General features: G+C 64.3%; 22 protein-coding genes. 11 read left to right on the top strand and 11 right to left on the bottom strand.

The window, feature by feature from the left end:
- The first annotated feature begins 233 nt into the window (after positions 1-233).
- The gene (locus tag CAG00_RS19565; protein WP_085665108.1) at positions 234-1,112 is read left to right on the top strand and encodes a DMT family transporter; all 879 of its coding nucleotides are present in this window, start codon (positions 234-236) and stop codon (positions 1,110-1,112) included.
- 106 nt (positions 1,113-1,218) lie between these two features.
- Here CAG00_RS19565 and CAG00_RS19560 read toward each other — a convergent pair whose 3' ends face one another.
- Complete coding sequence (locus CAG00_RS19560; RefSeq protein WP_085615348.1) at positions 1,219-1,815, bottom strand: hypothetical protein; 597 nt, start codon at positions 1,813-1,815, stop codon at positions 1,219-1,221.
- A gap of 99 nt (positions 1,816-1,914) precedes the next feature.
- Complete coding sequence (locus tag CAG00_RS19555) at positions 1,915-2,820, bottom strand: LysR family transcriptional regulator (RefSeq protein ID WP_085665107.1); 906 nt, start codon at positions 2,818-2,820, stop codon at positions 1,915-1,917.
- A gap of 448 nt (positions 2,821-3,268) precedes the next feature.
- On the opposite strand from CAG00_RS19555, the gene katG reads away from it, so the two are divergent.
- Positions 3,269-5,527: a catalase/peroxidase HPI gene (katG, locus tag CAG00_RS19550; protein WP_085665106.1), complete on the top strand. Its 2,259-nt coding sequence runs from the start codon at positions 3,269-3,271 to the stop codon at positions 5,525-5,527.
- Positions 5,528-5,743: 216 nt separating this feature from the next.
- A complete protein-coding gene (gene pssA / locus CAG00_RS19545) occupies positions 5,744-7,072 on the top strand; it encodes a CDP-diacylglycerol--serine O-phosphatidyltransferase (RefSeq protein ID WP_085665105.1) in 1,329 nt (442 codons plus the stop codon).
- 336 nt (positions 7,073-7,408) lie between these two features.
- Here pssA and CAG00_RS19540 read toward each other — a convergent pair whose 3' ends face one another.
- Together CAG00_RS19540 and CAG00_RS19530 are read right to left on the bottom strand one after the other, a co-directional pair.
- Entirely contained in the window at positions 7,409-8,368 is a 960-nt protein-coding gene (locus tag CAG00_RS19540) for a DMT family transporter (protein ID WP_015270749.1), read from the bottom strand.
- 258 nt (positions 8,369-8,626) lie between these two features.
- Positions 8,627-8,947: a hypothetical protein gene (locus CAG00_RS19530; protein WP_015270748.1), complete on the bottom strand. Its 321-nt coding sequence runs from the start codon at positions 8,945-8,947 to the stop codon at positions 8,627-8,629.
- 335 nt (positions 8,948-9,282) lie between these two features.
- Between CAG00_RS19530 and CAG00_RS19520 the strand changes: the two genes are divergently transcribed.
- Positions 9,283-10,425, top strand: a complete 1,143-nt coding sequence (locus CAG00_RS19520; RefSeq protein ID WP_054572596.1) for a GGDEF domain-containing protein — start codon at positions 9,283-9,285, stop codon at positions 10,423-10,425.
- Between the two features lie 88 nt (positions 10,426-10,513).
- Here the strand turns inward: CAG00_RS19520 and ppnN are convergent, their stop codons facing one another.
- Positions 10,514-11,887 carry a nucleotide 5'-monophosphate nucleosidase PpnN gene (gene ppnN, locus CAG00_RS19515; protein ID WP_025338773.1) on the bottom strand — a complete coding sequence of 458 codons (1,374 nt, stop codon included), beginning with the start codon at positions 11,885-11,887 and terminating at the stop codon, positions 10,514-10,516.
- 212 nt (positions 11,888-12,099) lie between these two features.
- Entirely contained in the window at positions 12,100-13,161 is a 1,062-nt protein-coding gene (locus CAG00_RS19510) for a YeiH family protein (RefSeq protein WP_085665104.1), read from the bottom strand.
- A 111-nt stretch (positions 13,162-13,272) separates the two neighbouring features.
- Between CAG00_RS19510 and CAG00_RS19505 the strand changes: the two genes are divergently transcribed.
- A complete protein-coding gene (locus CAG00_RS19505; protein WP_015270743.1) occupies positions 13,273-14,160 on the top strand; it encodes a LysR family transcriptional regulator in 888 nt (295 codons plus the stop codon).
- A 114-nt stretch (positions 14,161-14,274) separates the two neighbouring features.
- Here CAG00_RS19505 and pncB read toward each other — a convergent pair whose 3' ends face one another.
- Positions 14,275-15,474 carry a nicotinate phosphoribosyltransferase gene (gene pncB / locus CAG00_RS19500; protein WP_085665103.1) on the bottom strand — a complete coding sequence of 400 codons (1,200 nt, stop codon included), beginning with the start codon at positions 15,472-15,474 and terminating at the stop codon, positions 14,275-14,277.
- Positions 15,471-16,121: an isochorismatase family protein gene (locus CAG00_RS19495; RefSeq protein WP_085665102.1), complete on the bottom strand. Its 651-nt coding sequence runs from the start codon at positions 16,119-16,121 to the stop codon at positions 15,471-15,473. Before CAG00_RS19495 ends, pncB begins: the two co-directional genes overlap by 4 nt.
- 138 nt (positions 16,122-16,259) lie before the next feature.
- On the opposite strand from CAG00_RS19495, the gene CAG00_RS19490 reads away from it, so the two are divergent.
- Positions 16,260-16,964 (top strand): NUDIX domain-containing protein, encoded by a 705-nt coding sequence (locus CAG00_RS19490; protein ID WP_025338779.1) that lies wholly within the window; start codon positions 16,260-16,262, stop codon positions 16,962-16,964.
- Between the two features lie 121 nt (positions 16,965-17,085).
- On the opposite strand, the gene CAG00_RS19485 is transcribed toward CAG00_RS19490, so the two are convergent.
- Together CAG00_RS19485 and CAG00_RS19480 are read right to left on the bottom strand one after the other, a co-directional pair.
- Positions 17,086-18,018, bottom strand: coding sequence for a DMT family transporter (locus CAG00_RS19485; RefSeq protein ID WP_085665101.1), 933 nt, complete (start codon positions 18,016-18,018; stop codon positions 17,086-17,088).
- Positions 18,019-18,313: 295 nt separating this feature from the next.
- Positions 18,314-18,907, bottom strand: a complete 594-nt coding sequence (locus CAG00_RS19480; protein WP_025338781.1) for a cupin domain-containing protein — start codon at positions 18,905-18,907, stop codon at positions 18,314-18,316.
- A gap of 314 nt (positions 18,908-19,221) precedes the next feature.
- On the opposite strand from CAG00_RS19480, the gene glnT reads away from it, so the two are divergent.
- The 5 genes from glnT (at position 19,222) to CAG00_RS19455 (ending at position 25,034) form a co-directional block, all read left to right on the top strand.
- Positions 19,222-20,556 (top strand): type III glutamate--ammonia ligase, encoded by a 1,335-nt coding sequence (glnT, locus tag CAG00_RS19475; RefSeq protein ID WP_015270738.1) that lies wholly within the window; start codon positions 19,222-19,224, stop codon positions 20,554-20,556.
- A 67-nt stretch (positions 20,557-20,623) separates the two neighbouring features.
- Positions 20,624-21,529 (top strand): glutamine amidotransferase family protein, encoded by a 906-nt coding sequence (locus CAG00_RS19470; RefSeq protein ID WP_085665100.1) that lies wholly within the window; start codon positions 20,624-20,626, stop codon positions 21,527-21,529.
- A 27-nt stretch (positions 21,530-21,556) separates the two neighbouring features.
- Positions 21,557-22,231, top strand: coding sequence for a protein glxC (locus CAG00_RS19465; protein WP_085665099.1), 675 nt, complete (start codon positions 21,557-21,559; stop codon positions 22,229-22,231).
- Between the two features lie 15 nt (positions 22,232-22,246).
- Positions 22,247-23,572 (top strand): FMN-binding glutamate synthase family protein, encoded by a 1,326-nt coding sequence (locus CAG00_RS19460; RefSeq protein WP_013973039.1) that lies wholly within the window; start codon positions 22,247-22,249, stop codon positions 23,570-23,572.
- 157 nt (positions 23,573-23,729) lie between these two features.
- Positions 23,730-25,034 (top strand): ammonium transporter, encoded by a 1,305-nt coding sequence (locus CAG00_RS19455; RefSeq protein ID WP_085665098.1) that lies wholly within the window; start codon positions 23,730-23,732, stop codon positions 25,032-25,034.
- A gap of 126 nt (positions 25,035-25,160) precedes the next feature.
- On the opposite strand, the gene CAG00_RS19450 is transcribed toward CAG00_RS19455, so the two are convergent.
- Entirely contained in the window at positions 25,161-26,573 is a 1,413-nt protein-coding gene (locus CAG00_RS19450; RefSeq protein WP_025338785.1) for a cytosine permease, read from the bottom strand.
- Positions 26,574-26,769: the final 196 nt, after the last annotated feature.

Raw genomic sequence — 26,769 nt, 5'->3', positions numbered from 1 at the left:
GGGTGGGCAGGGTTCGCATTCGATGGTCGGCGATCAGCACGGCACGGGCCATGCGCGCGGGGCGGAAAGTGGTCGATCAGCGAACAGAAATTGCAGTCGGCCTTGGCTGGCGGCAATTGAACTTCCTTATTCTTCGGCATCTCTTCTAGAATCCGAGCTGTTGCATCCGCCAGGCAACGCCTGCGCGGCCTTCCCTGGGCGCCGCATCCAGCCGCGCCGTCATCGAGAGTGCCATGAGTTCCAGCACACCGCTGTCCGGAGTCAACCAACCCCTGCGCGGCATCGCCCTGGTGGTGGTGGCGACGTTCCTGTTCGCCAGTCACGATGCCCTGTCCAAGTTCCTCGGCGGCCTGTACCCGATCATCATGGTGGTTTGGGCGCGGTATGTGGTGCACACGCTGTTGATGGCCGGCATCTTCCTGCCCAAGGCCGGCCTCAACGTGCTGCGCACCCGCCGCCCGCTGTTGCAGACGTTACGTGCCCTGAGCCTGTTGAGTACCAGCCTGCTGTTCACCACCGGCCTGCAGTACTTGCCGCTGGCCGAGGCCACGGCGGTCAACTTCCTGGCCCCGGTGCTGGTCACCGCGCTGTCGGCGCCGTTGCTGAAGGAGCGGGTGACGGTGGGGCAGTGGGTGGCGGTGGTGATGGGCTTCATCGGTGTGCTGGTGGTGGTGCACCCGGGCGGGGCGATGTTCACCCCGGCCATCCTGTATCCGTTCGGTTCGGCGCTGGGCTTCTGCTTCTATCAGTTGCTGACGCGCATCCTGGCCGCGCATGACAGCCCGACCACCAGCAACTTCTATGCGGGGTTGTGCAACACCCTGGCGATGAGTGCGCTGGTGCCGTTCTTCTGGCAGATGCCGCGTTGGGACCATGCGCTGCTGATGCTGGCGCTGGGTGGCTTTGGCATGACTGCGCACCTGCTGCTGACCCAGGCCTTTCGCCATGCGGCACCGGCCTTGCTGGCGCCGTTCAGTTATTGCCAGATCGTGTTTGCCGGGTTGCTTGGGTTGGTTGTCTATAGCCAGGTGCCGGATACCCTGAGCCTGGTGGGCATCTCGGTGATCTGCCTCAGTGGGCTGGGGGCGGCGTGGATGCAGCGGGGTAAGTGACAACCTGTAGTGGCCTCTTCGCGGGTAAACCCGCTCCCACAGGTACAGCGCAGTCCGTGGACAGGGCGCTGTACCTGTGGGAGCGGGTTCACCCGCGAAAGGGCCCTCAAACGCGACCCTTCAACAACGCCTGTAACGAATCGTCAAAGTCGCGCAAGGCATCCGCCTGCACCGCCCGTTCATCCTCGGCCACCCGCGCCACATCGCCCAGGCGCTTGCTGGCCCGCCCTTCAGCACGGCCGATATAGGTCAGCTGGTCATCGAAAAAGCGCGCTACCACCCGGCTTTCGATATCCGCGCTGGCCAAACGGCTTTCGGTGTCCAGCAGCACGATCACATCCGGGTGGTCGCCCAGCAGCGTGTCCAGGTCGTCATAGAAGGTCACTTCGGCAAACTGCTGCGCCAGTGACCGCGCCAGCCAGTCATACGCCTGGCTCTCGCTGCCAAGGGTCGCAACAGGGGCACGCTGGCCCTGGGTCGGCGCGGCTGCCTGGGTGCGATGGCTGCCGAGGTATTCGAGGGTTGCTTCGGCGTCACGCCCCAGCAGCACGGCCACCCGTTGGCCGGGGGCCAGGGCGACACTGGAAATGGCCGTGGCCGAATAGAAGTGCCCGTAGGGCTGCGCGTCGGTAGCGGCAGGGCTGGCACAACCGCCAAGGGCGGCCAGCAAGGCGAGCAGGGCAGCGATCATGCCGGTTTTCATGGGAGGCCTCATCAATCAGCGAATGCCGCCATCTTCCGCCCGGGCTGGCCGCAGCGGAACTTGATGGCATTCATGGTGGCTATCGATGAGGTCGATGCATCACTGCGTGGCCATGAACTGCAGGATGCGCTCGCGCAGCCAGCGCTCGGCCGGGTCATTGTCCTGGGCGCCGCTCCAGACCATCGACAGTTCGGCCTCGGTGATGTCGAACGGCGCCGGGTCGGCGCGCAGGCTGCCGTCGTCGGCCAGGGCGCAGGCGGCATAGTCCGGCACCGTGGCGATCAGCTCGGTGTTGCGCAGCAGGGCGCGCAGGCTGCCGAACTGCGGCACCGCCAGCACCACCTTGCGGCAGCGGCCGATGCGCGCCAGGTCGAGGTCGATATTGCCGCTCATGTCGCCGGAAAACGACACCATTACATGCGGGCGGGCGCAGTATTCGTCGAGGGTCAGCGGGCCCGGGCGGTCATCGGCGCGAAGCACCCGCACGCCGATGTTGCGCAGCTTGCGGCGCTTGGCGGTGGCCGGCAGGTCCGTGGTGTAACTCACGCCCACCGAGATCTCGCCGCTGGCCAGCAGCCCCGGCATCAGCAGGAAGTTGGCCCGGCGCACCACCACGCTGATGTTCGGGGCATCTTCGCGCAGGGCCTGCAGCAGGGCCGGGAACAGGCCGAACTCGGCATCGTCAGACAGGCCCAGGCGGAACACGTTGCAGCTGTTGACCGGGTCGAACTCGCGGGCGCGGCTGATGGCGGCGGAAATCACATCCATGGCCGGCCCCAGCTCGGCGAAGATCTGCATGGCCCGTGGCGTGGGCTCCATGGCCCGGCCGTTGCGGATCAGCAGCGGGTCGTCGAACAGCTCGCGCAGGCGGGCAAGGGCGGCGCTGACGGTGGGCTGGGTGATGAACAGCTTTTCGCCGACCCGGGTCAGGTTGCGTTCGATCATCAGGGCTTCGAACAGTACCAGCAGGTTCATGTCGACGCGGCGCAGGTCGTTGCGGTTCATGAGGGGGGCGGGTTCCGGAGTAGAGGGGGTGGCGGTGTATTGAAGCATGTGGCCAGCCTGGTTGCCTTGTATGGATGTGCCGGCCTCTTCGCGGGTAAACCCGCTCCCACAGGATCACCACAGGTCTTGAGGGCTGTACCGTACCTGTGGGAGCGGGTTTACCCGCGAAGAGGCCGGCACAGGAAGGCTGACAGAGCCAACCTATCACCCCTCAATAGCCACTCTATTAGAACTCTGTCCAAGCTCGGCTAGTCTTTCCCCTGGCCCCGCGAATTCCGCGAGCGGGCGGCGTGTCAGCACTTGCGTGCAAGACCGCACCAACCCCGTCGTGACAGCTTCGCAAGCCCCGTGTAGACCTGATGAGGGGTAGCACGAGCCCACGCGCTCGGCTGAAAGAACACCTGGCAAAGACCGGAAATCTGGATAACCGACCCAAAGGTACCCGCAGATGTCGAACGAATCGAAATGCCCGTTCCATCAAACCGCAGGTGGCGGCACCACCAACCGTGACTGGTGGCCTGACCAGCTCAACCTGAGAATTCTTCACCAACATTCCTCCAAGTCCGACCCGATGGACCCGGGTTTCGACTATGCCAAGGCGTTCAAGAGCCTCGACTTCCAGGCCCTGAAGAAAGACCTGAACGCCTTGATGACCGACTCCCAGGACTGGTGGCCCGCCGACTTCGGCCACTATGGCCCGCTGTTCATCCGCATGGCCTGGCACAGCGCCGGTACCTACCGCATCGGCGATGGCCGGGGTGGTGCAGGCTCTGGCCAGCAGCGCTTCGCCCCGCTCAACAGTTGGCCGGACAACGTCAGCCTGGACAAGGCCCGGCGCCTGCTGTGGCCGATCAAGCAGAAGTACGGCAACAAGATTTCCTGGGCCGACCTGATCGTGCTCACCGGCAACGTCGCCCTCGAATCCATGGGCTTCAAGACCTTCGGCTTCTCCGGCGGGCGTGCCGACGTGTGGGAGCCGGACGAAGATGTGTACTGGGGTTCGGAAAAGGTCTGGCTGGGCGGAGACATTCGTTATGGCAATGAGCAGGTCAAGGCCCAGCCGCCAGGCCAGGGTGACCTGGTAGCAGAGCCAGCCAAGCACCCAGAGGAGCAAAGCCGGGACCTGTCCGGCGAGCGTAACCTGGAAAACCCCTTGGCTGCTGTGCAGATGGGCCTGATCTACGTGAACCCGGAAGGCCCGGACGGCAACCCCGACCCGGTGGCCTCGGGCAAGGACATCCGTGACACCTTCGGCCGCATGGCCATGAACGATGAAGAAACCGTGGCGCTGATTGCCGGTGGCCACGCCTTCGGCAAGACCCACGGTGCCGGCCCTGCCGACAACGTCGGCCCGGAACCGGAAGCTGCAGGCCTGGAGCTGCAGGGGTTGGGTTGGGCCAACAAGTTCGGCAGCGGCAAGGGTGGCGATACCATCACCAGCGGCCTGGAAGTGACCTGGACTTCGACCCCCACCCGATGGAGCAACGAGTACCTCAACAACCTGTTCAACTTCGACTGGGAACTGACCAAGAGCCCGGCCGGTGCCCACCAGTGGCGGCCGAAGGAGGGCAAGGGGGCAGGCACCGTGCCGGATGCCCATGACCCGGCCAAGCGCCACGCGCCTTCCATGCTCACCTCCGACCTGGCGCTGCGCTTCGACCCGATCTACGAGCCGATCGCCCGCCGCTTCAAGGACAACCCTGACCAGCTGGCAGACGCCTTCGCCCGTGCCTGGTACAAGCTGATCCACCGCGACATGGGCCCATTGGCGCGCTACCTGGGCCCGGAAATGCCCAACGAAGAGCTGCTGTGGCAAGACCCGCTGCCAAAAGTCGACCACCCACTGGTGGGTGAGCAGGACATTGCCGCGCTCAAGGCCAAGGTGCTGGCGGCGGGCCTGAGCGTTGGCGAGCTGGTGGCCACAGCTTGGGCGGCGGCGTCGACCTTCCGCGGTTCGGACAAGCGTGGCGGGGCCAATGGCGGCCGCCTGCGCCTGGCGCCGCAGAAGGACTGGCCGGCGAACCAGGGCACAGGCAAGGTGCTGGCGGCGCTGGAGAAGATCCAGGCCGAGTTCAATGCCGGTGGCAAGAAAGTCTCCCTGGCCGACCTGATCGTTCTGGCTGGCGCCGCCGCAGTGGAAAAGGCTGCCAAGGACGCCGGGCACAACGTCAGCGTGGCGTTCCGCCCGGGGCGTACCGATGCCTCCCAGGCGCAGACCGACGTCGAGTCGTTCGCCGTGCTGGAGCCGCTGGCCGATGGCTTCCGCAACTTCACCAAGGCCCGCTACAGCGTCAAGGCCGAGAAGCTGCTGCTGGACAAGGCGCAGTTGTTGACCCTGACCGCGCCGGAAATGACCGTGCTGATCGGCGGCCTGCGCGTGCTCGGCGCCAACCATGGCGGCAGCCAGCAGGGCGTGTTCACCGACAAGGTCGGTACCCTGAGCAACGACTTCTTCCGCAACCTGCTGGACATGGGCATTGAGTGGAAGCCGACCTCGGCGGATAACGAAACCTTCGAAGGGCGCGACCGCAAGACCGGGCAGGTGAAGTGGACCGGTAGCCGGGTTGACCTGGTGTTCGGCTCCCATGCCCAGTTGCGGGCGTTGAGCGAGGTGTATGGCAGCAGTGATGGCCGGGACAAGTTCGTGCGGGACTTTGTGGCGGCCTGGGAGAAAGTGATGGAGCTGGATCGCTTTGACCTGAAATAGCTTCGTCAGAAATGGGGGCGCTTTGCGCCCCTATCGCGACACAAGGCCGCTCCTACAAGCCATCGCCGAATCCACATGCGGCGCCGAACCTGTAGGAGCGGCCTTGTGTCGCGACAGGGCTGCAAAGCAGCCCCATGCTCTCCGGGGGCTGGACCATTTCAATCTTCCTGTGCAAGCTGATGCACGACAGTGATTGCACACAGAAGGTGATCGTTCGTGAACCCCGAAACCATGCTGGCGGCATTGCCAGGCTACGCCATGTCGGCCGAGTCGATACAGGTGCTGCCCGATGCCAAGGCCTACCGCGCCTGCCTGCTCGAGCGCATCCGCGCCGCAACCCGGCGTATCGTCATCGTTGCGCTGTACCTGCAGGAAGACGAGGCCGGCCAGGAAGTGCTGGATGCCTTGTACCAGGCCAAGGCCGCGCGGCCGGGGCTGGAAATCACCATCGTGGTCGACTGGTTCCGTGCCCGCCGCGGCTTGCTGGGCGCCGGGCGCCAGCCGGGTAACGCCGCCTGGTACCAGGCCCAGCGCCAGCACCATGGGCTGGACATCATCATCCATGGCGTACCGGTGCAGACCCGCGAGCTGTTTGGCGTGTTGCACCTGAAGGGCAGCATCATCGACGACTGCGTGATCTACACCGGCGCCAGCCTTAACAACGTGTACCTGCACCGTTTCGACCGTTACCGCCTGGACCGCTACCACCTGTTCCAGTCACCAGAGCTGGCCGACGCGATGGTCGGGCTGGTGCGGCGCCTGCTGCACCACACCGCCACGCCGCGCCTCGACCTGCCAGAGCCACCCTCCACCCGCAGCCTGCGCGGCGACATCCGGCGCTTGCGCGCGCGGCTGCGGCGCATGGCCTATGAGGCACCGGCCAGCGCAGCGGGGCAGGGCCTGCGGGTTATTCCGCTGTTGGGTGTGGGCCGTGGCAACCCGCTGAACCGGGCACTGTGCGCCTTGCTGGCGGCGGCGCGCACGCAGGTCATCATCAGCACGCCGTATTTCAACCCGCCCCGGGTGCTGATGCGCGAGCTAGACCATGCCCTGGCGCGTGGCGTGCGGGTGGAGCTGATCGTTGGTGACCGCACGGCCAACGACTTCTATATCGCCCCCGGCGAGCCGTTCAGTGCCAGCGGTGCGTTGCCCTACCTGTACGAAGACAACCTGCGCGCCTTCACCCGACGTCGCCACGCTGCGATTGCCAGCGGCCAGCTGCAGGTGCGGATCTGGAATGACCCCGGGCATACCTTTCATGCCAAGGGCGTGTGGGTAGACCAGCGCTATTCGTTGCTGACCGGTAACAACCTGAACCCGCGCGGCTTCAACCTGGATCTGGAGAACGGCCTGCTGATCGATGACCCGCAAGGGCAATGGCTGGGGCCACGGGAGGCAGAGTTGACCGAGTTGCGCCGGCATGCGCCGAAGATCGGCTCGGCAGAGGAGTTGGGGGTCAAGGCCGAGCACCCCAAGGAAGTGCGCAAGTTCCTGCGGCGGCTGCGCTATAGCCGGCTGGAGCCGCTGATCAAGCGGGTGCTCTGAGGGAATTCAAGCGTTTTTGTGGGAGCGGCCTTGTGTCGCGAAAGGGCCGCAAAGCGGCCCCAGACGTTGGTGTTGCTACCAAAATTGCCGGGGCTGCTCTGCAGCCCTTTCGCGACGCAAGGCCGCTCTCATAGAACTGCACATGACTCATTGAATTAGCAGGGACCCTGTGGGAGCGGCTTTAGCCGCGAACACCGGCGCAGCCGGTGCCATGCACCGCGTTGGATTCTTCGCGGCTAAAGCCGCTCCCACAGGGTACGAGGATCGCTTGCGAATTCAGTTATCTGTGCGACAGCGCAGCCCAAAGGGCTGGGCAATCTTCCACAGTGACCGCAGTCAGGCTGCTGCACCTTTGGCCTCAGCCACCTTTGTTTCCTGTTTGCCCCGCGGCTTGAGCCGCGACACCGCAAACAGCACCACCGCCAACCCGACGACCTGATACAGCGAAATCTCCTCGCTCAGGATCGCCCACGATGCCAGCACCGTCAGCACCGGCCCCAGGTTGCCCACTGCCGCAGTATGGGTCGGCCCCAGGCGCTGTATCGCCAGCGCCACCCAGTAGATCGGCAGCACCGTGGAAAACATCGCCATCAACCCGGCATTGGCCCACACTGCGCCCGGCAACTGCCACAACTGCCCGACCGGTGCCACCACCAGGTAATGCGCCAGCACCATCAGCGAGGACGCAGTACCGCACAGCCCGGCCAGGCGCATCGAGCCCATGCGCTTGAGCATCATTCCGGTGCCGGAGTAATACAGCGCGTAGGTCACTGCACTGGCGAACACCCACAGCGAGCCCAGCACTACCTGCTGGCCAGCCCCGGCCACACTGACGTCGTGGACAAAGGCAATGCCCAGCCCCAGGTAGCACAGGCCCATGGCCGACAAGGTGCGCAGGCTTGGCCGCTCACGCAGGGCGATGGCCTGGAACACCAGCACCAGGGTCGGGTAGGTGAACAGAATCAGCCGCTCCAGCCCGGCGCTGATGTACTGCAGGCCATAGAAGTCGAACAGGCTGGCCAGGTAGTAGCCCAGCAGCCCGAGCAACGCGACACGCAGCCCATCGCCCAGGTTGAGCGGTGCGCTGCCCTGACCACGGCTGGCCCATACCAGCCAGGCGAACATCGGCAGCGACAGCCCCATGCGCAATGCCAGCAGGCTGATGGCGTCCACCGGCCCTGCGGCATAGGCGAGCTTGACGAAGATGGCCTTGAAGCTGAAACCCAGGGCCGCCAGCACGGCGTAAAGGGCGCCGCTTTGCAGTTGGCGCTGGATCAGGCTGCGTAATGCGTTCATGGGTACCCGCGGCAGAAGAAAGACAGGGTTATTCTGAACTGAAGGCAGCCCCACTAGCAGCGCTTTATCGAGGAATTGGCGATGAACCTGGCAATGCTGCCCGAACAGCCGCCGTGCGCGCCGAGCAGGAGCTGCCGGCGCGTCGGGTGGCCCTGGCGGAAAGCTGGGCCACCCTGGAGCTACGTTTGTGTTTCCGCGACTGGGAGCGCCTGAGCTCACATGGGCGGCAACTGGTGAGCTTTTTGTCCGGGCAACGGCTTACTGCGCCGGGGCCAGGCGAATACCACTCACCTGCACCTGATCACCGGGCTTGAAGCGGGCATTGGGCGAGCGATAGCGCTGGGTACTGCCGTCGTCATGGCGTACCACGTACGCTGCATCGCTGTGCCCGCTGCCTTGTTGCACGGCGGCGCCGCCAAATGCACCCAGGGCTGCACCGACGATGGCGCCGAACGGGCCACCGAGCGCGGCGCCGACCATCAGGCCGGTGACGCCCCCGGCGCCATAGCCCACCGTGTTGTCGGGGCTTTCCGAGAGCACCTCGTCGGCGCAGGCGGGCAGGGCGATGGACAGGGACATTGCCAGAGGGAGGAGGATATTTCTCATGATGGTTATTTCCGCAAGGCAGGTAGTGGCGAAAGAGAATGGTTCAGCTTTCGTGCCAGCTGGGCAGCCCCTGCAGATGGGCGTGTTGCGCTGGTGCGTTGTCATAACGACAGCGGTTTTTGTGGTGCAAATGACACGCTGATGTCAATATGACATTTCACCCGCATGGGTATTGGCCAGGGCTGGGCTATCATTTGCAGGCTGGTGGTGTAAGGCTCCTCTGAAAAGTCATCACGAGCGCATACAATCGGGCCTTTTCCTCGTTAACCAGATAGGCCAATCCGTTTATGGCGCTTGATCCACCCACGATGCTGACTATCTCGATCGCCCTGGCTGCCGCGGCTGCGTTGTACCTGGCGATCGAGTGGCGCAGCGTTCGCGAGCCGTCGCTGCTGTTCTGGAGCGCAGGCTTTGCCACCATCACGATTGGTTCCACCCTGGCCTTGCTGCGCGGTATCGGTTTGTTGCTGATCGGTATCTGGTTCGCCAACGGCTTGCTGGTGGTGGCGCACTGGTTCTTCCTGATGGGCGTGTTGCGCTTCACCCAGGTGCGGCTGTCGCGTATCTGGTTATCGGTGGTGCTGGTGTGGTTCGCCTTGCTGCTGTTGCCTGTGGGGCCGCAGTGGTCGAAGGTGATGCTGATGGTCAACTCGTTGCTGGTGGCGCTGTTGACGCTCAAGGCCAGTTGGCTTTTGCGGCCGCATGGCAAGTCGCTGAGTGTTGGTGCCGTGCAGTTGCGCTACGTTTTGCTGGTTCATGGGTTGTTCTATGTGGCCAAGGCGATCATTGCGATCACACCGGGTACGCTGATTGACCTGGCCACCTTCGGTGGGTTGATCATTCAGGTTTCGTTGGTCGAAGGTGCGATGGCGATCATGCTGATTGCCTTGTCGATGACCGGCACCGTGCGTTACCGCCGAGAGGAGCGGATTGCCCGTCTGGCGGCCCGGGATCCGTTGACGGCGCTGTACAACCGGCGCGCACTGGAGGTTCGGGCGGGGCCTTTCTTCAAGGCAGTGGATTCAACGCAGCCCGGGGCCTTGCTACTGATCGACATCGACAACTTCAAGCTGGTCAACGACCTGCACGGGCATGTTGCAGGGGACCGCTTGCTGATTGCCCTGAGCGAGATGATTCGCACGGTGCTGCCCGAGCGCTCGCTGGCGGCGCGGCTGGGCGGTGATGAGTTCGTCATTCTGCTGTGTGGTACGAGCAGCGAGCGGGTCATGGAGCTGGGTGGACTGCTGCGCGAGCAGTTTCAGCAGTATGCAAGCAAGACGGTGCCTACGCCGCAGCCGGTCACCTTGAGCATCGGCGCCAACCTGTTCGACCAACCGCCGACGAGCCTGGCAGCCTTGATCGAGCAAGGGGATGTCGCCTTGTACCAGTCCAAGCGCGGTGGGCGCGACAGCATCCGCTTCGTCGAACGGCCGATGGCCGACCTCAGTTAGTAGCAGTTTTGCCTTTGCTTTTGCTTCTAAGCGCCTGAACTATCGCGCGCTTAGAAGCAAATGCCGAAGCAACAACAAGAATGGCGAATCAGGTCACCACCTGGTAGCACGGTACATACGCCGCGCCGCCAGGCAACTTCATCCGATGCTGGTCGACGAACGCCTGCAACAGCCGGCCCAGTGGGTCCAGCACGGCGCTGTCGCCACGGATCTGATACGGCCCGTGTTCCTCGATCAGGCGGATGCCCTTGTCCTTCACGTTGCCGGCGACGATGCCGGAAAACGCCCGGCGCAGGTTGGCGGCCAGTTCGTGGGCCGGCAGCTCGCGGCGCAGGTCGAGGTCGGCCATGGCCTGGTGGGTCGGGTCGAACGGGCGCTGGAAGCTCTCTTCTATCTTCAGCAGCCAGTTGAAGTGGAAGGCATCGTTGCGCTCGCGGCGGAACTGCTTCACCGCCTTGAGCCCTTCGACCATGTGCCGGGCAACTTCCGCCGGGTCATCGATGATGATCTCGTACAAGCGATGCGCCGCTTCACCCAGGGTGGCGCCGACGAACGCGTGCAACTGTTGCAGGTACGGCTCGGCACTGCGCGGGCCGGTGAGTACCACCGGGAACGGCAGGTTCTGGTTGTCCGGGTGCATGAGGATGCCCAGCAGGTAGAGAAACTCCTCGGCCGTGCCGGCACCACCCGGGAAGATGATGATGCCGTGGCCGACACGGACGAAGGCTTCCAGGCGCTTCTCGATGTCCGGCAGGATCACCAGTTCGTTGACGATCGGGTTGGGCGCTTCGGCGGCGATGATGCCCGGCTCGGTCAGGCCCAGGTAGCGGCTGCCGTGCATTCGTTGTTTGGCGTGGGCAATGGTGGCGCCCTTCATCGGGCCCTTCATCACACCCGGGCCGCAGCCGGTGCACACATCCAGCTTGCGCAGGCCCAGCTCGTGGCCGACCTTCTTGGTGTATTGGTATTCCTCACTGCTGATCGAATGGCCACCCCAGCACACCACCATCTTCGGCTCCACGCCCGGGCGCAGGGTGCGAGCGTTGCGCAGCAGGTGGAAGACATAGTCGGTGATGCCCTGGGAGCTTTCCAGGTCGATGCGCTGGCTGGCCAGCTCGCTTTCGGTGTAGACGATGTCGCGCAGGGCGCTGAACAGCATTTCACGGGTGCTGGCGATCATTTCGCCATCGACGAAGGCGTCTGCCGGGGCATTCAGCAGCTCCAGGCGCACGCCGCGGTCCTGTTGATGAATACGCACCTCGAAGTCCTGATAGGCCTCGAGGATGGTCTTGGCATTGTCGACATGGGCGCCGGTGTTGAGGATGGCCAGGGCGCACTGGCGGAACAGGGTGTAAAGGCTACCGGTACCGACTTCACTCAGTTGCTGCACTTCACGTTGTGACAGCGTCTCCAGGCTGCCTTTGGGGCTGACGGATGCATTGATGACATTGCGTTGAGGCATCTAAGTCTTTCCTGTGCGGGTAAAACATCCTTCTTTGACAACACCATACCGAGAAATGTGGACGGCAACGAGGGGGGGCAACAAAAACCTCATCAGACCGAGCCGCCTGCTTCGCGGGTAAACCCGCTCCCACAGGTACGGCGCAGGTTCCGAAAGCAGCGCGATACCTGTGGGAGCGGGTTTACCCGCGAAGCAGGCGACTCGGTCTCAAGTCATCCCAACAGCTTCTGCACACCAAGGGTAATCGCCACGCCACCAAACACCAGCCAGAGGTTGAGAAGCGCCCCGGTGGCCAGCGCCCGCGGCCCGGCCTGGCGAATCTGGCTGAGGCGCGTCTCCATCCCCAGCGCGGTCATGGCCATGGTCAGGGCGAAGGTATCCAGGCTGTTGACCGCCTGGGTCACGCTGCCCGGCAACACCTGCAGCGAATTCACCAGCACCAGCGCGAGGAAGCCGAAGGCGAACCAGGGCATGGCGATGCGCCCGTTGCCCTGTGCCTGGCCCGGCTGGCGCGCGCGGCTGATCCAGAGGCCCACCACCAGCAGCACCGGTACCAGCAGCATCACCCGGGTCATCTTGACGATGGTGGCGATATGCGTGGCCTCTGGGCTGACGTTGCTGGCGGCACCGACCACCTGGGCCACCTCGTGAATGGTGCCACCCAGGAACAGCCCGGCGCCCATGGTATCCAGGTGCAGCCAGCCGGCATTGATCGCCAATGGGTAGAGGAACATCGACAGGGTGCCGAACAGCACCACGCTACCAACCGCCATGGCGCTTTTATGCGGTGCGCTGCGCAGGGCCGACTCGAAGGCCAGAACTGCAGCGGCGCCGCAGATGGCGCTGCCTGCGGCGGTCAGCAAGGCGGTATCGCGGTCCAGCTTGAACAGCTTCATGCCACACCACAGGCCGATCAGCAGGGTGCTGGACACCACCAGCAACGACACGATGAGCCCGGACCAGCCGACTTCGGCTATTTCCTGCAGGCTCACCCGCAGGCCGAAGAAGGCCACGGCAATGCGCAGCAGGCCGCGGGCGGAAAAGTTGATACCCGCCGCCCAGCTGGCGGGAACGCCGTCACGCAGTGCATTGCCGTAAAGCGCACCGGCGACGATACCGACGATCAGCGGGCTGATACCCAGGTTGGCGATGGCGGGCAGGGCGGCCAACTGGGTGACCGCAAGCGCGAACAGCGCGACGAACAGAATGCCATTGAGCCGCCCTCGGGTAGAGAGGGTAGGTGCAAAGGCGGGGTTGGACGGAGCCGTGGCCATGTGAGTCCTCCGGAAAGGTGTTTCGATATGGCTTACGTTAATCTGGTTATAAGCTTATAAAAAATCGTAATTTAGGATGGCAAATATCCGTTTAGCTGATACTTTTCATTCATGACACCAGAACAACTGATAACGTTCGCCACCGTCGCCGAGCACGGCAACATCAGCCATGCGGCCCAGGCCCTGCATTTGTCGCAGCCGGCGGTGTCTGGCCAGCTCAAGCTGCTGCAGGAGGCCTTTGGCGAGCCGCTGTATCAGCGCGCCGGCCGTGGTGTGCGGCTGACAGCAGCCGGCGAGCAATTGCTGGCCCATGCCGAGCGCCTGCGCGAAACCTTCCGTCAGGCCCAGGCATTGCGCGAGGCCATGCGCGGGTTGGAGCGCGGTACCTTGCGCATCGGCGCCAGTACCACGCCGGCCAGCTACCTGCTGCCTTACCTGATTGCCGATTTCCATGCCCGCTACCCGGAGGTGCTGGTGAGCACTTCCAACGGCAATACGGCAGAAATCGTCGCTGCGCTGGACAGCGTCGATATCGCCCTGATCGAAGGGCCGCCTGGGCAGGAACTGCCATTGGGCACGGCGGTGACGGCGTGGCGGGAGGACGAGATCGTGGCCATCGTGCCGCGTGGTCATCCGCTGGCTGGCAGTGACCGACAGACGCTGGCGTCGCTGGGGGCTTACCCGTTGGTATTACGCGAGAGCGGCTCGGGTGTGCGGCAGATCGTCGAGCGGGCATTTGCCCGCAGTGGCGTGGCGATGCGCGTGGCGCTGGAGATTGCCGGGGTGGAGGGGGTGAAGGAGGCAGTGCGGGCCGGGATGGGGATTGGTTTTGTGTCGGCGATGTCGATCCGGCATGAGGATGGGGCGTTGCAGCGGTTGCAGGTTGTGCCGCAGGCGTTGGTGCGGCGGTTTTCCATTCTGGTGCCGCATGCAGCCACCCCGTCGCGGGCTGCGGCGCGGTTTCTGGAGTTGTGTGTTGGCCTGCAAGAGGTGGGGTGACTGTGCTGGCCTCTTCGCGGGCTTGCCCGCTGCCACAGGTTTCTCACGGTTCTTGAATGCGGTGCAGTACCTGTGGGAGCGGGCGAGCCCGCGAAGAGGCCTGCACAGGCAACCTCAATCCACCCGAAAGACATGCTTCAGATAGGCCACGAAGTTCTCATCCCGGCACTGTGTCTTGCCCGGGCTGTCGGAAATCTTGGCCACCGGTGCCCCATTGCAGGCCGTCATCTTGATCACGATGTTCATCGGCTCCACCCCCGGGATATCGCAGGTCAGCCTGGTACCAATGCCAAAGCTCACATTGATCCGCTCATGCAGCGCCCGGTACAGCCCCAGCGCCTTGGCAAGGTCCAGCCCGTCGGAAAAGATCAGGGTCTTGCTCTTCGGGTCGATCCCCAGCCGCTCATAGTGGGTGATGGCCTTTTCCGCCCAGGCCAGCGGATCGCCCGAATCGTGCCGCAGGCCATCGAACAGCTTGGCGAAGTACAGGTCGAAGTCGCCCAGGAACGCGTCCATGGTGATGCAGTCGGTCAGGGCGATGCCCAGCAGCCCCCGGTATTCCCGCACCCAGCATTCCAGCGCGGCAGCCTGGCTGTCGACCAGGCGCGGGCCGAGTTGCTGGTGGGCCATGAACCACTCGTGCGCCATGGTGCCGATCGGCTTGAGCTGGTATTCGCGGGCCAGGTGCACGTTGCTGGTACCGACAAAGCGGCCCGGGAAGTCACGCTTCAGAATGTGCACCACCTCTTCCTGCACCCGGTAGGAGAAGCGCCGCCGGGTGCCGAAGTCGGCCAGTTGGAAACCGGCCAGTTCTTCGGCGCTGGCCTCGGCCTTCAGCCAGTCGAGGTTCTGATACAGGCGCTCGCGGACCTGCTCGATCACCACCTCGCGATAGCGGTAGCGGTTGCGCACCTCGCTGATGATCGCCAGCAGCGGGATCTCGTAGAGAATCACGTGCAACCACGGCCCGCGCACGCGAATCGCCAGTTGCCCGGCATCATCCAGGCCTACCTGTACATAGCGCAGGTTGAAGCGGAACAGGCTGAGAAAGCGGATGAAGTCCGGCCTGATGAACGGGATCTTCTCCAGGTAGGCGAGCTGGTCATGCGTGACGCTGACATCGGCCAGTTGCTCGACCTGGTAACGGATCTCCGCCAGGTAAGGTGCGAGGTTCTCGCCGTTACGGCAGCGGAATTCCCATTCCACCTCGGCGTTGGGGTAGTTGTGCAGCACCGCCTGCATCATGGTGATCTTGTAGAAGTCGGTGTCCAGCAGGTTCTGGATGATGCGTGGGCCGAAAACGCTTTCGCTCATGGGCGGTCCTCCTTGATCAGAGAGAGCTGGTGGTCGAGCGCGGCTTCGTCGCCGCAGAGGATCACGCCGTCGGCGGCCAGGGCGCCACACGCCTCGATCGCGCCTGCCTGGGTGAGCGCGCGGCAGGCCGGCAGGTACAACAGCACCTGGAAGCCGGCCTGGCGCAATTGGCGCGCGGTGGTCCTGACGCAATAGTCCAGGGCCAGGCCACCGACGATCACCGCGCCCACCTGCTGCACCTTGAGGTACTCGATCACCCCGGTGGAGCGGCGTTCGGCCAGGTCGTGGTAGCAGGCGCCGTAGGGGTGCAGGTCGGGCTCGACGCCTTTCCACACGAAATAGTCGTAGTCGATGGGGGCCGGCAGGCCGGACAGCAACTCGAAGCCGGGTGTGCCGGGGACGCAGTGGCTGACCCAGGTCAGGTCGGCGTTGGCCAGTTGCAGGGGCTGCAGCATGTGCGCGGGGTCGGCGACCACCCAGGCGGCGTTGGCCGGGTGGGCGTCCTTGCTGCCCAGGCGCAGGTCGGCGCGCGAGGCCATGGTATTAAGATCTTCCGCGATTTCATTGCCTTCGGGAACCGGCAGCTCTTGCGGCACGTTGCTGGTGAAGCCGTTCTGGGCGTCGACATCGAAACTGGCGATCTTCATGGCGGTTCTCCTCGCTGGAATGGATACATAATTCACTTGGTGTAATAAGTGTGTCAAGCAACTTTTGAAATGGGCTTTCTGCTTGCCTTACTTAGATGCTCTGGTGAATTATGGTGAGCTTGAACAAGGAGTCGCCCGGTGAATGCAGTCGAAGTCCTGGCCAGCGTCGATATCGTCGCCCTGCGCATGGCCCCCGAAGCTCAGCATCTGCAGGTGCTGTTGCACCGTCGTGAGCGTGAACCGCATGCCGGCCAGTGGGCCTTGCCCGGGGTGATCGTCAATGGCCGCACCCCCGACACCAGCCTGGAAGCTGCTGCCGAACGCGCGCTGCGCGAGAAAACCCAGGTCGTACCGTGCTACATGGAACAGGTGGGCACCGAGGGCAATGCTTTCCGCGACCCGCGTGGATGGTCACTCAGCACCTATTACCTGGCATTGCTCGAACCCGGGCAGGTCGTCGAGGGCGAGCAACTGGCGTTTTTCGACTTGGACAGCGTATTGGCGCGCAAGGTGCTGTTGCCCTTTGATCACAACCTGTTGGTGGAGCGGGCCCGTGAGCGGCTGGCGGCGAAGACGGTGTACAGCAGCCTGCCGCTGTACCTGCTGGCGGAGAAGTTCACTGTGCTGGATGCGCTAGGTGCGGTGCAGGCGTGCCTGGGGCAGGCGGTGAACAACACCTCGCTGCGCAAACGCCTGGAGCGCTTGCGCGAGCTGGGGTGGGTGAGGGACACCGGGGAGAAGAACCAGCCCAGGCTGGGCCGGCCGCAGCAGTTGTATCAGTACACACCACAGGGGGAGCGGGCGTTCATGTTTGACCGCAGCCTGCTGCCTGAGGGCGCTTAGTCGCCTGTACCGACCTCATCGCCGGCAAGCCAGCTCCCACAGGTACTGCACAATGCTTGAGGTCTAAGCGGCCGGGTGGGAGCCGGCTTGCCGGCGATGAGGCCCGTTCAGGCAACCACATTCATCGATGCGCGCAGCGGCTGGTATCGCCTTGTTCCGCTGGTGCCTTGCGCGCCGCCGCCAGGATGGTCGCCAGCACGATCAGCGCAGCGCCAGCGGCCATGCGCAGGCTTGGTTGCTCACCGAACAGCCACCAGGCGCCGATGATCGCGTACACCGGCTCCAGCGCGATGATCATGCCGGCCGTGCGCGCTTCCAGGCCTTCCAGGCTCTTGACGAACAGGAACTGCGACAGCCCGGTGCAGAACACGCCCAACAGCGCCAGGTTGACCCAGTCACTGCCAGCCAGGCTGGTGTTGCCCAGGTGAGTGAAGGCAAACGGCGCCACCAGCGCAGCCACCACCACGTTCTGCCAGAACGCCACCTGCATCGCGTTCATGCTCGAGCCGTTGCGGCGGTTGGCCACGGTCAGCAGGGCGAACGCCAGGCCCGAGCCCAGGCCCCAGAGCAGGCCGACGGTGCCTTTGTCGAGCAGGTCGAAGGTCGGTACCACCAACACCAGACCGGCCGTGACCATCAGCAGCAGCAAACCTTGCACGGCACCGATACGCTGGCCGAACACGCCGCGCTCGATCATGGCGATGAACGCCGGGAAGCTGGCGAAGCCCAGGGTGGCCACGGCCACGCCGCCAACCTTCACGGCGATGAAGAAGGTTACCCAGTGGGCAGCCAGCAGGGCGCCGGTCAGGCCCAGCACCGGCAGGTTGCGCAGGGTGAGGGCGTCGAGCAGGCGCGTGCCCTTGAGCCCGGCGACGAAGCCCAGGGCGATGAAGGCGAAGGTGGCGCGGCCGAAGGTGATGATGCTGGCGTCGGCCTCGATCAGGTGACCGAGGATACCGGTCAGGCCGAACAGCACAGCGGCGATATGGGCAACGCACAGGGCGTTACGGTGGCCGGTGGCAGCACCGGCTACGGGGATTGAAGTCGCGATCATGGCAGTCAAGTCTTCACAATGTGGCGCGCGCAAACACTCCCGGCTGGCGCGGCGCGGGTTTCTGATACTGGGAGTTTTATCGTTATGAGCCCGGACGAACTGCCCGGTGCAAAAAGGCGCCACAGCGTTGGAATTGTGAAGCGAGGCTGTTTTACTCGCGAATACCGCACCGATCAGCCCACGGCGCGGGGCTGGTCGATGTGTGTATTATTTTTGTAGACACAGTTCTGAAGCCGATCGCGGGCGACGTGTGCTTGTCTGATCACGACATCGGTTGTTGCCTTGCTGCGCCGCGTCACTCGTCGCCGTAGTTCATTATCGACAACAGGCGGATGGGTACCTGCACCAGCTGCTCGGGGCCGTGCGGGGTCTCGCCGTCGAAGGTCAGGCTGTCGCCGGCCTGCATGTGATAGAGCTGGTTGCCGTGGCGGTACACCAGTTCACCCTCCAGCAAGTGGAGGAACTCGGTGCCGGGGTGGGCGAAGGTCGGGAACTCTTCGCTGGCGTCGTCCATGGTCACCATGTACGCCTCGAAGTTCTTCTTCGGCCCCCTGGCGTGATTGAGCAAATGGTAGGTGTGGCCTTTCTCGGTACCGCGGCGCACCACCTCCAGCCCTTCACCGGCTTTCACCAGCAAGGCATTGCCGTCGGGCTGGTCATATTGGCTGAACAGCTTGGCCATCGGCATGCCCAGCACGTCGCACAGGCGGCTGAGGGTGTCGAGGCTGGTGGACACCTGGGCGTTCTCGATCTTGCTCAGCATGCCTTGGCTGATGCCGGCGATGCGCGCCACGTCGGCGAGCTTGAGGGACTGGGCCTGGCGCTGGCGCTTGATCTGCAGGCCCAGGTACTGCTCCAGGCGAAGGCGCGGTTCGGTTTCGGTTGGCATCGAATGTCCTGCACGGTTTCAGTTCAAGAATAAAGTTTTCGCACTGGGAAAGTGCGAAATGCAGCTACGGTGGCTGCATCTTTCCTCGGGTGAAAACAAGTTTCCCATAAATGGAGCATGGAAATCTGCTTGGGTTTTGGGTTGCCGGTGCGGGCCTCGTCGCGGGTGAACCCGCTCCCACAGGCCCGCGAAGAGGCCCGAACAGGCAACACAAGGTTGCACCCTGAACAAAGTTGGCAAGCACATTGCATTCCTGTGAGGAAAGTAAGTTTCCCATGCGGAATCATTGCCCCTTGCCCAGGAGTGTTCAACCCATGTTGCCAGCAGAAACCCAGCGCACCCTCGATCAGCACGGCATCAAGTACGTGCTGGCGCAGTTCGTCGATATCCATGGCTCGGCGAAGACCAAATCGGTGCCGGTCTCGGGCCTGAAGATGGTGGCCGAGGAGGGCGCCGGCTTTGCCGGGTTCGCCATCTGCGGCATGGGCATGGAACCGCACGGCCCCGACTTCATGGCCCGCGGCGACCTTTCCACCTTGATCCCGGTACCGTGGCAGCCGGGTTACGGCCGGGTGGTGTGTGTAGGCCACGTAAACGGCCAACCCTGGCCCTACGACAGCCGCTACGTGCTGCAGCAGCAGGTGCAGCGCCTGGCCGACAAAGGCTGGACCCTGAACACCGGCCTTGAGCCCGAATTCAGCCTGTTCCGCCGCGACGAGGATGGCAAGCTGCAACTGGTGGACGCCTCCGACAACCTCGACAAGCCGTGCTACGACTACAAGGGCCTGTCGCGCTCGCGGCTGTTCCTCGAGCGCCTGACCGAGGCGTTGCAGCCGGTGGGCTTCGACATCTACCAGATCGACCACGAGGACGCCAACGGCCAGTTCGAGATCAACTACACCTACAGCGACGCCATGGAGTCGGCCGACCGCTTCACCTTCTTCCGCATGGCCGCTGGCGAGATCGCCAACGACCTGGGGATGATCTGCTCGTTCATGCCCAAGCCCGACCCCAAGCGCGCCGGCAATGGCATGCACTTCCACCTGTCGCTGGCCAGCAGCACCAACAAGAACCTGTTCCATGACCCGTCCGACAGCAGCGGCATGGGCCTGTCGAAGCTGGCCTACCACTTTGCCGCAGGCCTGTTGGCCCATGGCCCGGCGCTGTGCGCCTTCGCCGCGCCCACGGTCAACTCGTACAAGCGCCTGGTGGTCGGCCGCTCGCTATCCGGCGCCACCTGGGCCCCGGCGTTTGTCGCCTACGGCGCCAACAACCGCTCGGCGATGGTGCGCATCCCCTATGGCCGCCTGGAGTTCCGCCTGCCGGACGCTGGCTGCAACCCGTACCTGGTCACCGCCGCGATCATCGCTGCCGGCCTCGATGGCATCGACCGTCAGCTGGAGCCGGGGGAGATGTGCAACGAGAACCTCTACAACCTGAGCCTGGAAGAGATCGCCGCACGCGGCATCAAGACCTTGCCGCAGTCGTTGAAGGAAGCCGCCGACGCCCTGGAGGCCGACCCGCTGTTCCGCGAAGTGCTGGGCGCCGAGATCGTCGACGAGTTCATCAAGCTCAAGCGCATGGAGTGGGTGGAGTACTGCCGCCATGTCTCCGACTGGGAAATCCAGCGTTACACCGAATTCTTCTGACCGCCCCCCAATCCCTTGGGCGGCCAGCACGAACGCGGTCGCCCACTGCCTAGTAAGGAGCATCACCATGTGTGGAATCGTAGGTCTGTACCTGAAAAAAATCGAGCTGGAAGCCCAGCTCGGCAAGCTCTTCGAACCCATGCTCGAAGCCATGACCGACCGTGGCCCGGACAGCGCCGGCTTTGCCATCTACGGCGACGAAGTGGCCGATGGCTGGATCAAGCTGACCCTGCAGGCCACTGACATCAACTACCCCTGGGCGGCGCTGATGGGCCAGCTGGAAGGGCGCCTGGGCTGCTCGCTGGACTGGTTCCAGAACGCCAGCGCCGCCGTGCTCAAGGTGCACACCCGCGAGGCATCGGCCCGCCAGGCCCTGAGCGAACTGGCCCCTGACGTGCGCATCATGAGCGCCGGGCAGAGCATCGAGATCCTCAAGGGCATGGGCCTGCCGGCGGAAATCTCCAGCCGCTTCGGCCTGGCCGGCATGAAAGGCAGCCACATCATCGGCCATACCCGCATGGCCACCGAAAGCGCCGTGACCATGGAAGGCAGCCACCCGTTCTCCACCGGCGCCGACCTGTGCCTGGTGCACAACGGCTCGCTGTCCAACCACTTCCGCCTGCGCCAGGAGCTCAAGCGCGAAGGCATAAGCTTCGAGACCGACAACGACACCGAAGTGGCCGCCGGCTACCTGACCTGGCGCCTGCAGCAGGGTGACAGCCTGGCCCAGGCCCTGGATGGCGCCCTGGAAGACCTGGACGGCTTCTTCACCTTCGCCATCGGCACCCGCAACGGCTTTGCCGTGATCCGCGACCCGATCGCCTGCAAGCCCGCCGTGCTGGCCGAGACCGACGACTACGTGGCCATGGCCTCGGAGTACCAGGCGCTGGCCAGCCTGCCGGGCATCGAGAACGCCAAGGTCTGGGAACCGGCCCCGGCCACCCTGTACGTCTGGGAACGCGAAAGCGCCTGACCTGCCACCGAACCACTGGAGAACCACATGAAGACGATCGACCTTTCCAGCACCTCGGTGCGTGTCCTCAACCAGTCCTTGCACGGTGAGGTGCAGGACCACGAATGGCGGGTGACCCACCCCGACGGCAAGCACAACCTGGCCGTGGGCATCAACGCCGCCGTGGCCGTGGATATCGAAGGCCACGCCGGCTACTACTGCGCCGGCATGAACCAGCAGGCCAGCGTCACCGTGCATGGCAACGTCGGTGTCGGCGTGGCCGAGAACATGATGTCCGGCTCGGTGCGGGTCAAGGGCAGTGCCTCCCAGGCTGCCGGCGCCACCGCCCATGGCGGGCTGCTGGTGATCGAGGGCGACGCCGGCGCGCGTTGCGGTATTTCCATGAAGGGCGTGGATATCGTCGTTGGCGGCAGCATCGGCCACATGAGCTGCTTCATGGGCCAGGCCGGGCGTTTGGTGGTGTGTGGCGATGCCGGCGATGCGCTGGGCGATTCGCTGTACGAGGTGCGCATCTACGTCAAGGGTGCGGTGCAGTCGCTGGGCTCGGACTGCATCGAGAAAGAGATGCGCGCCGAGCACCTGCAAGAGCTGCAGGAACTGCTGAACAAGGCCGGCCTGCACCACAAGGCTGCCGATTTCAAACGCTACGGCTCGGCTCGCCAGCTGTACAACTTCAAAGTCGACAACGCCAGCGCGTACTGATCCAGGAGCATTCCCATGAGCGAGCAATTCCCCCCGGTACTGCGTGAGTCGGCCACCTTCGACCGCCTGACCATCCAGGAAATCCAGCGTGCCGCCGAAACCGGCATCTACGACATCCGCGGCGGCGGCACCAAGCGCCGCGTGCCGCACTTCGACGACCTGCTGCTGCTGGGTGCCAGCGTGTCGCGCTACCCGCTGGAAGGCTACCGCGAAAAATGCGGCACCGATGTGCTGCTGGGCACCCGCTTCGCAAAGAAGCCGATCCACCTGAAAATTCCGGTGACCATCGCCGGCATGAGTTTCGGCGCGCTGTCGGCCAACGCCAAAGAGGCGCTGGGCCGTGGTGCGACCATCGCCGGCACCAGCACCACCACGGGCGACGGCGGCATGACCCCGGAAGAACGCGGCCAGTCGCAACACCTGGTGTACCAGTACCTGCCGTCGCGCTACGGCATGAACCCCGACGACCTGCGCAAGGCCGATGCCATCGAGATCGTCCTCGGCCAGGGTGCCAAGCCGGGCGGTGGCGGCATGCTGCTGGGCATGAAGGTGACCGAGCGCGTGGCCGGCATGCGCACCTTGCCGATCGGCGTCGACCAGCGCAGCGCCTGCCGCCACCCGGACTGGACCGGCCCGGATGACCTTGCGATCAAGATTGCCGAGATCCGCGAGATCACCGACTGGGAAAAACCCATCTACGTGAAGATCGGCGCCAGCCGCCCGTACTACGACGTAAAGCTGGCGGTGAAGGCCGGTGCCGATGTGATCGTGCTCGACGGCATGCAGGGCGGTACTGCCGCGACTCAGGAAGTGTTCATCGAACACGTTGGCATTCCGATCCTGCCGGCCATTCCGCAGGCAGTGCAGGCGCTGCAGGAAATGGGCATGCACCGCAAGGTGCAGCTGATCGTCTCCGGTGGTATTCGCAATGGTGCCGACGTTGCCAAGGCCATGGCCCTCGGGGCTGATGCGGTGGCCATTGGCACTGCGGCGCTGATCGCGCTGGGTGACAACCACCCGCGGCTGGATGCCGAACTGAAGAAGATCGGCTCGGCGGCCGGTTTCTATGACGACTGGCAGAACGGCCGCGACCCGGCCGGCATTACCACCCAGGACCCGGAACTGGCCAGGCGCCTGAACCCGGAGGAGGCCGGGCGCCGCCTGGCCAACTACCTGCGGGTGCTGGTGCTGGAGGCGCAGACCATGGCGCGGGCGTGTGGCAAGTCGCACTTGCACAACCTCGACCCGGAGGACCTGGTGGCGTTGACCGTGGAGGCTGCGGCGATGGCGCGAGTGCCGTTGGCGGGGACCGCCTGGGTGCCGGGGCAGGCGCAGTACTGAGTTATTGGTAATTGGGGCCGCTTTGCGGCCCTTTCGCGACACAAGGCCGCTCCTACAGGGGACCGCGTATCGCCCCCCCCTGTAGGAGCGGCCTTGTGTCGCGATGGGCTGCAAGGCAGCCCCAGGGCACCCCCACCATTCACACAGGAGTGACACCATGAAGCACCTCACCCTCGCTGTAATGTTGTTAGCCCTGACCACCCGGGCCCACGCCGCCGACCCCACCCTGGACACCGGCAACACCGCCTGGATGATCTGCGCCGCGATGTTCGTGCTGATGATGTGCATCCCGGGCCTGGCACTGTTCTACGGTGGCATGGTCCGGGCCAAGAACTTCCTCTCGGTATTCACCCAGCTGTTCGCCATTGCCGGGGTGATCGGCATTCTCTGGGTGCTGTTCGGCTACAGCCTGGTGGTAGACACCACCGGCATGGTGGAGGGGCAGTTGACCGTCAACAGCTTCATCGGCGGGCTGGACAAGGCGCTGATGCTGGACATCGGCCATGACAGCCTGGTCGGTAGCATTCCCGAAGGCGTGTTCGCGGTGTTCCAGCTGACCTTCGCCATCATCACCCCGGCGCTGATTGCCGGTGGTTTTGCCGAGCGCATGAAGTTCAGTGCTTCGTTGCTGTTCATGGCCGCCTGGTTCGTGCTGGTGTACGCGCCGATCGCGCATATGGTCTGGGGCGGGCCGGGGGCGTTGATGGTCAACTGGGGCGTGCTGGACTTTGCCGGTGGTACCGCCGTGCATATCAACTCCGGTGTGGCAGCGCTGGCTGCGGCGTTGATGCTGGGCAAGCGCAAGGGCTATCCGCAGGTGGCCATGCCGCCGCACAACCTCGGTTTCACCCTGGTGGGCGCCGGGTTGCTGTGGGTGGGCTGGTTCGGCTTCAACGTCGGCTCGGGGCTGGCGGCCAACCAGGCGGCGGGGGTGGTGATGCTGGCGACCATGGTGGCGGCCTGTGCGGGGATTGTCGGCTGGTTGCTGACCGAGAAGGTGGCGCATGGTCGGCCGACGGCCTTGGGTGCGGCTTCAGGGGCTTTGGCAGGGTTGGTCGGGATTACCCCGGCCTGTGCATTTGTCGGGCCGCTGGGCGCGCTGGTGATCGGGTTGTTGACCGGGGCCATCTGTTTCTTTGCCGTGACCCGGTTGAAGCAGGCGCTGGGCTACGACGACAGCCTGGATGTGTTCGGCCTGCATGGCGTGGGCGGAATGGTCGGCGCGATCCTTACCGGGGTCTTTGCCGCGCCTTCGTTGGGCGGTTATGTGGAGGGTGCGTCACCGGTCGGGCAGGCATTGGTGCAGTTGAAGGGGGTGGCGTTCACCTTCGTGTATTGCTTTGTGGTGAGTTGGGCGATTCTGGGGGTGATCAAGCTGACCATCGGGCTGCGGGCCAGCCGGGAAGAGGAAGAACAGGGGCTGGACCTGGCTGAGCACAATGAGCGGGCCTACAACCCCTGATTGATGTGTTGCCTGTACCGGCCTATTCGCGGGTAAACCCGCTCCCACAGGGAAAGCACAGATCCTGAGACATGCGATATCCCTGTAGGAGCGGGCAAGCCCGCGAAGAGGCCGGCACTGGTTGAATCAGTGCCCCATGGCCACCTTGGCACTCATCTGCCGGCGACGGTAGGCGCTGTCACGGCTGGCCAGCCACCAGTACAGCGGCGAAGTAACCGCCAGCCCTACCAGCCACGACAGGTCCGCTCCGTTGATATGCTCGGAAATCGGCCCGACATACAGCGGCGTGTTCATGAACGGGATCTGCACCACGATGCCCACGGCATAGGCAATCAGCGCCTGCGGGTTGTAGCGCCCGTAGATGCCGCCATCGACCTGGAAGATCGACTGGATATCGTAGTCACCCTTGTGGATGGCATAGAAGTCGATCAGGTTGATCGCTGTCCAGGGCACCAGCACCACCAGCAGCACCAGCACCATGTCGACGAAGTGGCCGATGAAGTCCGCCGAGGCGAACACTGCCACCACGCAGCAGGCCGTCAGCACTACCAGCGACAGCACGGCGCGGCTCTTGGCGGTGGGGATCCAGCGGTGGGCGAAGGTTTGCACCAGGGTGATGATCGACAGCACTGCGCCATACAGGTTGAGGGCGTTGTGGCTGATCACGCTGAGCAGGAACAGCACCAGCATGATCGGGCCGAGGGTGCCGGTGGCCAGTTTGACCGCGTCCATGGTGTCCATGCCGGCCGGGATCGCCAGCACCGCCACGGCGCCGAAGATGAACGACAGGCTCGAACCCAGGGCCGAGCCCAGGTAGGTAGTCCAGAACGTCGAGCTGACCTTCACGTCCGCCGGCAGGTAGCGCGAGTAGTCCGACACGTAGGGCGCAAAGGCGATCTGCCACAGTGCCGCCAGCGACACGGTGGCCAGCCAGCCGGCCAGGTTGAAGCCGCCGCGGGTGAGGAAGTCGTCGCTTTGCACGTGGCTGAAGATGTAGCCGAAGCCGACCACGATGCCGATACCCAGCACCCAGGTGCCGATGCGGTTGAGCACGTGGATGAAGCGGTAGCCGATGATGCCGATGATACCCGAGCCCAGCGCACCGATGACGATGCCCACCGGTACCGGCACGGCATCGACCACGCCGTGCAGCGACTTGCCGGCGAGGACGATGTTGGAGGCGAAGAAGCCGATGTACATGACCCCGGCGATCACCACCACCAGCAGCGCGCCGAGCGAGCCGAACTGGGCGCGGCTCTGGATCATCTGCGGGATGCCCATCTGCGGGCCCTGGGCCGAGTGCAGCGCCATCAGTACGCCACCGACCAGGTGGCCGACCAGGATGGCGACGATGCCCCAGACCAGGTTCAGGTGGAACAGTTGCACGCCCAGCGCGCCTGTGACGATGGGCAGCGGCGCGATGTTGCCGCCGAACCACAGTGTGAACAGATCCCTTACCTTTCCATGGCGGTCTTGCGGGGGCACGTAGCCGATCGTGTGTTTTTCTATGAGGGGTGCCGAATTGGCTGCACTGGTCATGACTGACTCCAAGGCAAGGTAGGGCATCGGGAGCTGCCCGGGGGCGTGCCGGCGAAGGGCGACGCGTTCTTGTTGGAGCGATGATGCGGGGCGCGGGGATAACGAGAAATTAGTAAATATGTGCCCATAAACCTTAAAAAACCTAAGGCTGACAAAAGGTTAAGCGGGGGACGGTAGCAAGGAGGGTGCCAGGGGG

Origin of the sequence: Pseudomonas sp. B5(2017) (assembly GCF_002112825.1) — a bacterium.
GTDB lineage: Bacteria > Pseudomonadota > Gammaproteobacteria > Pseudomonadales > Pseudomonadaceae > Aquipseudomonas > Aquipseudomonas putida_Z.
The sequence above is the reverse complement of the archived record's forward strand: the minus strand, read 5'-3'. Positions and strand labels throughout refer to the sequence as shown.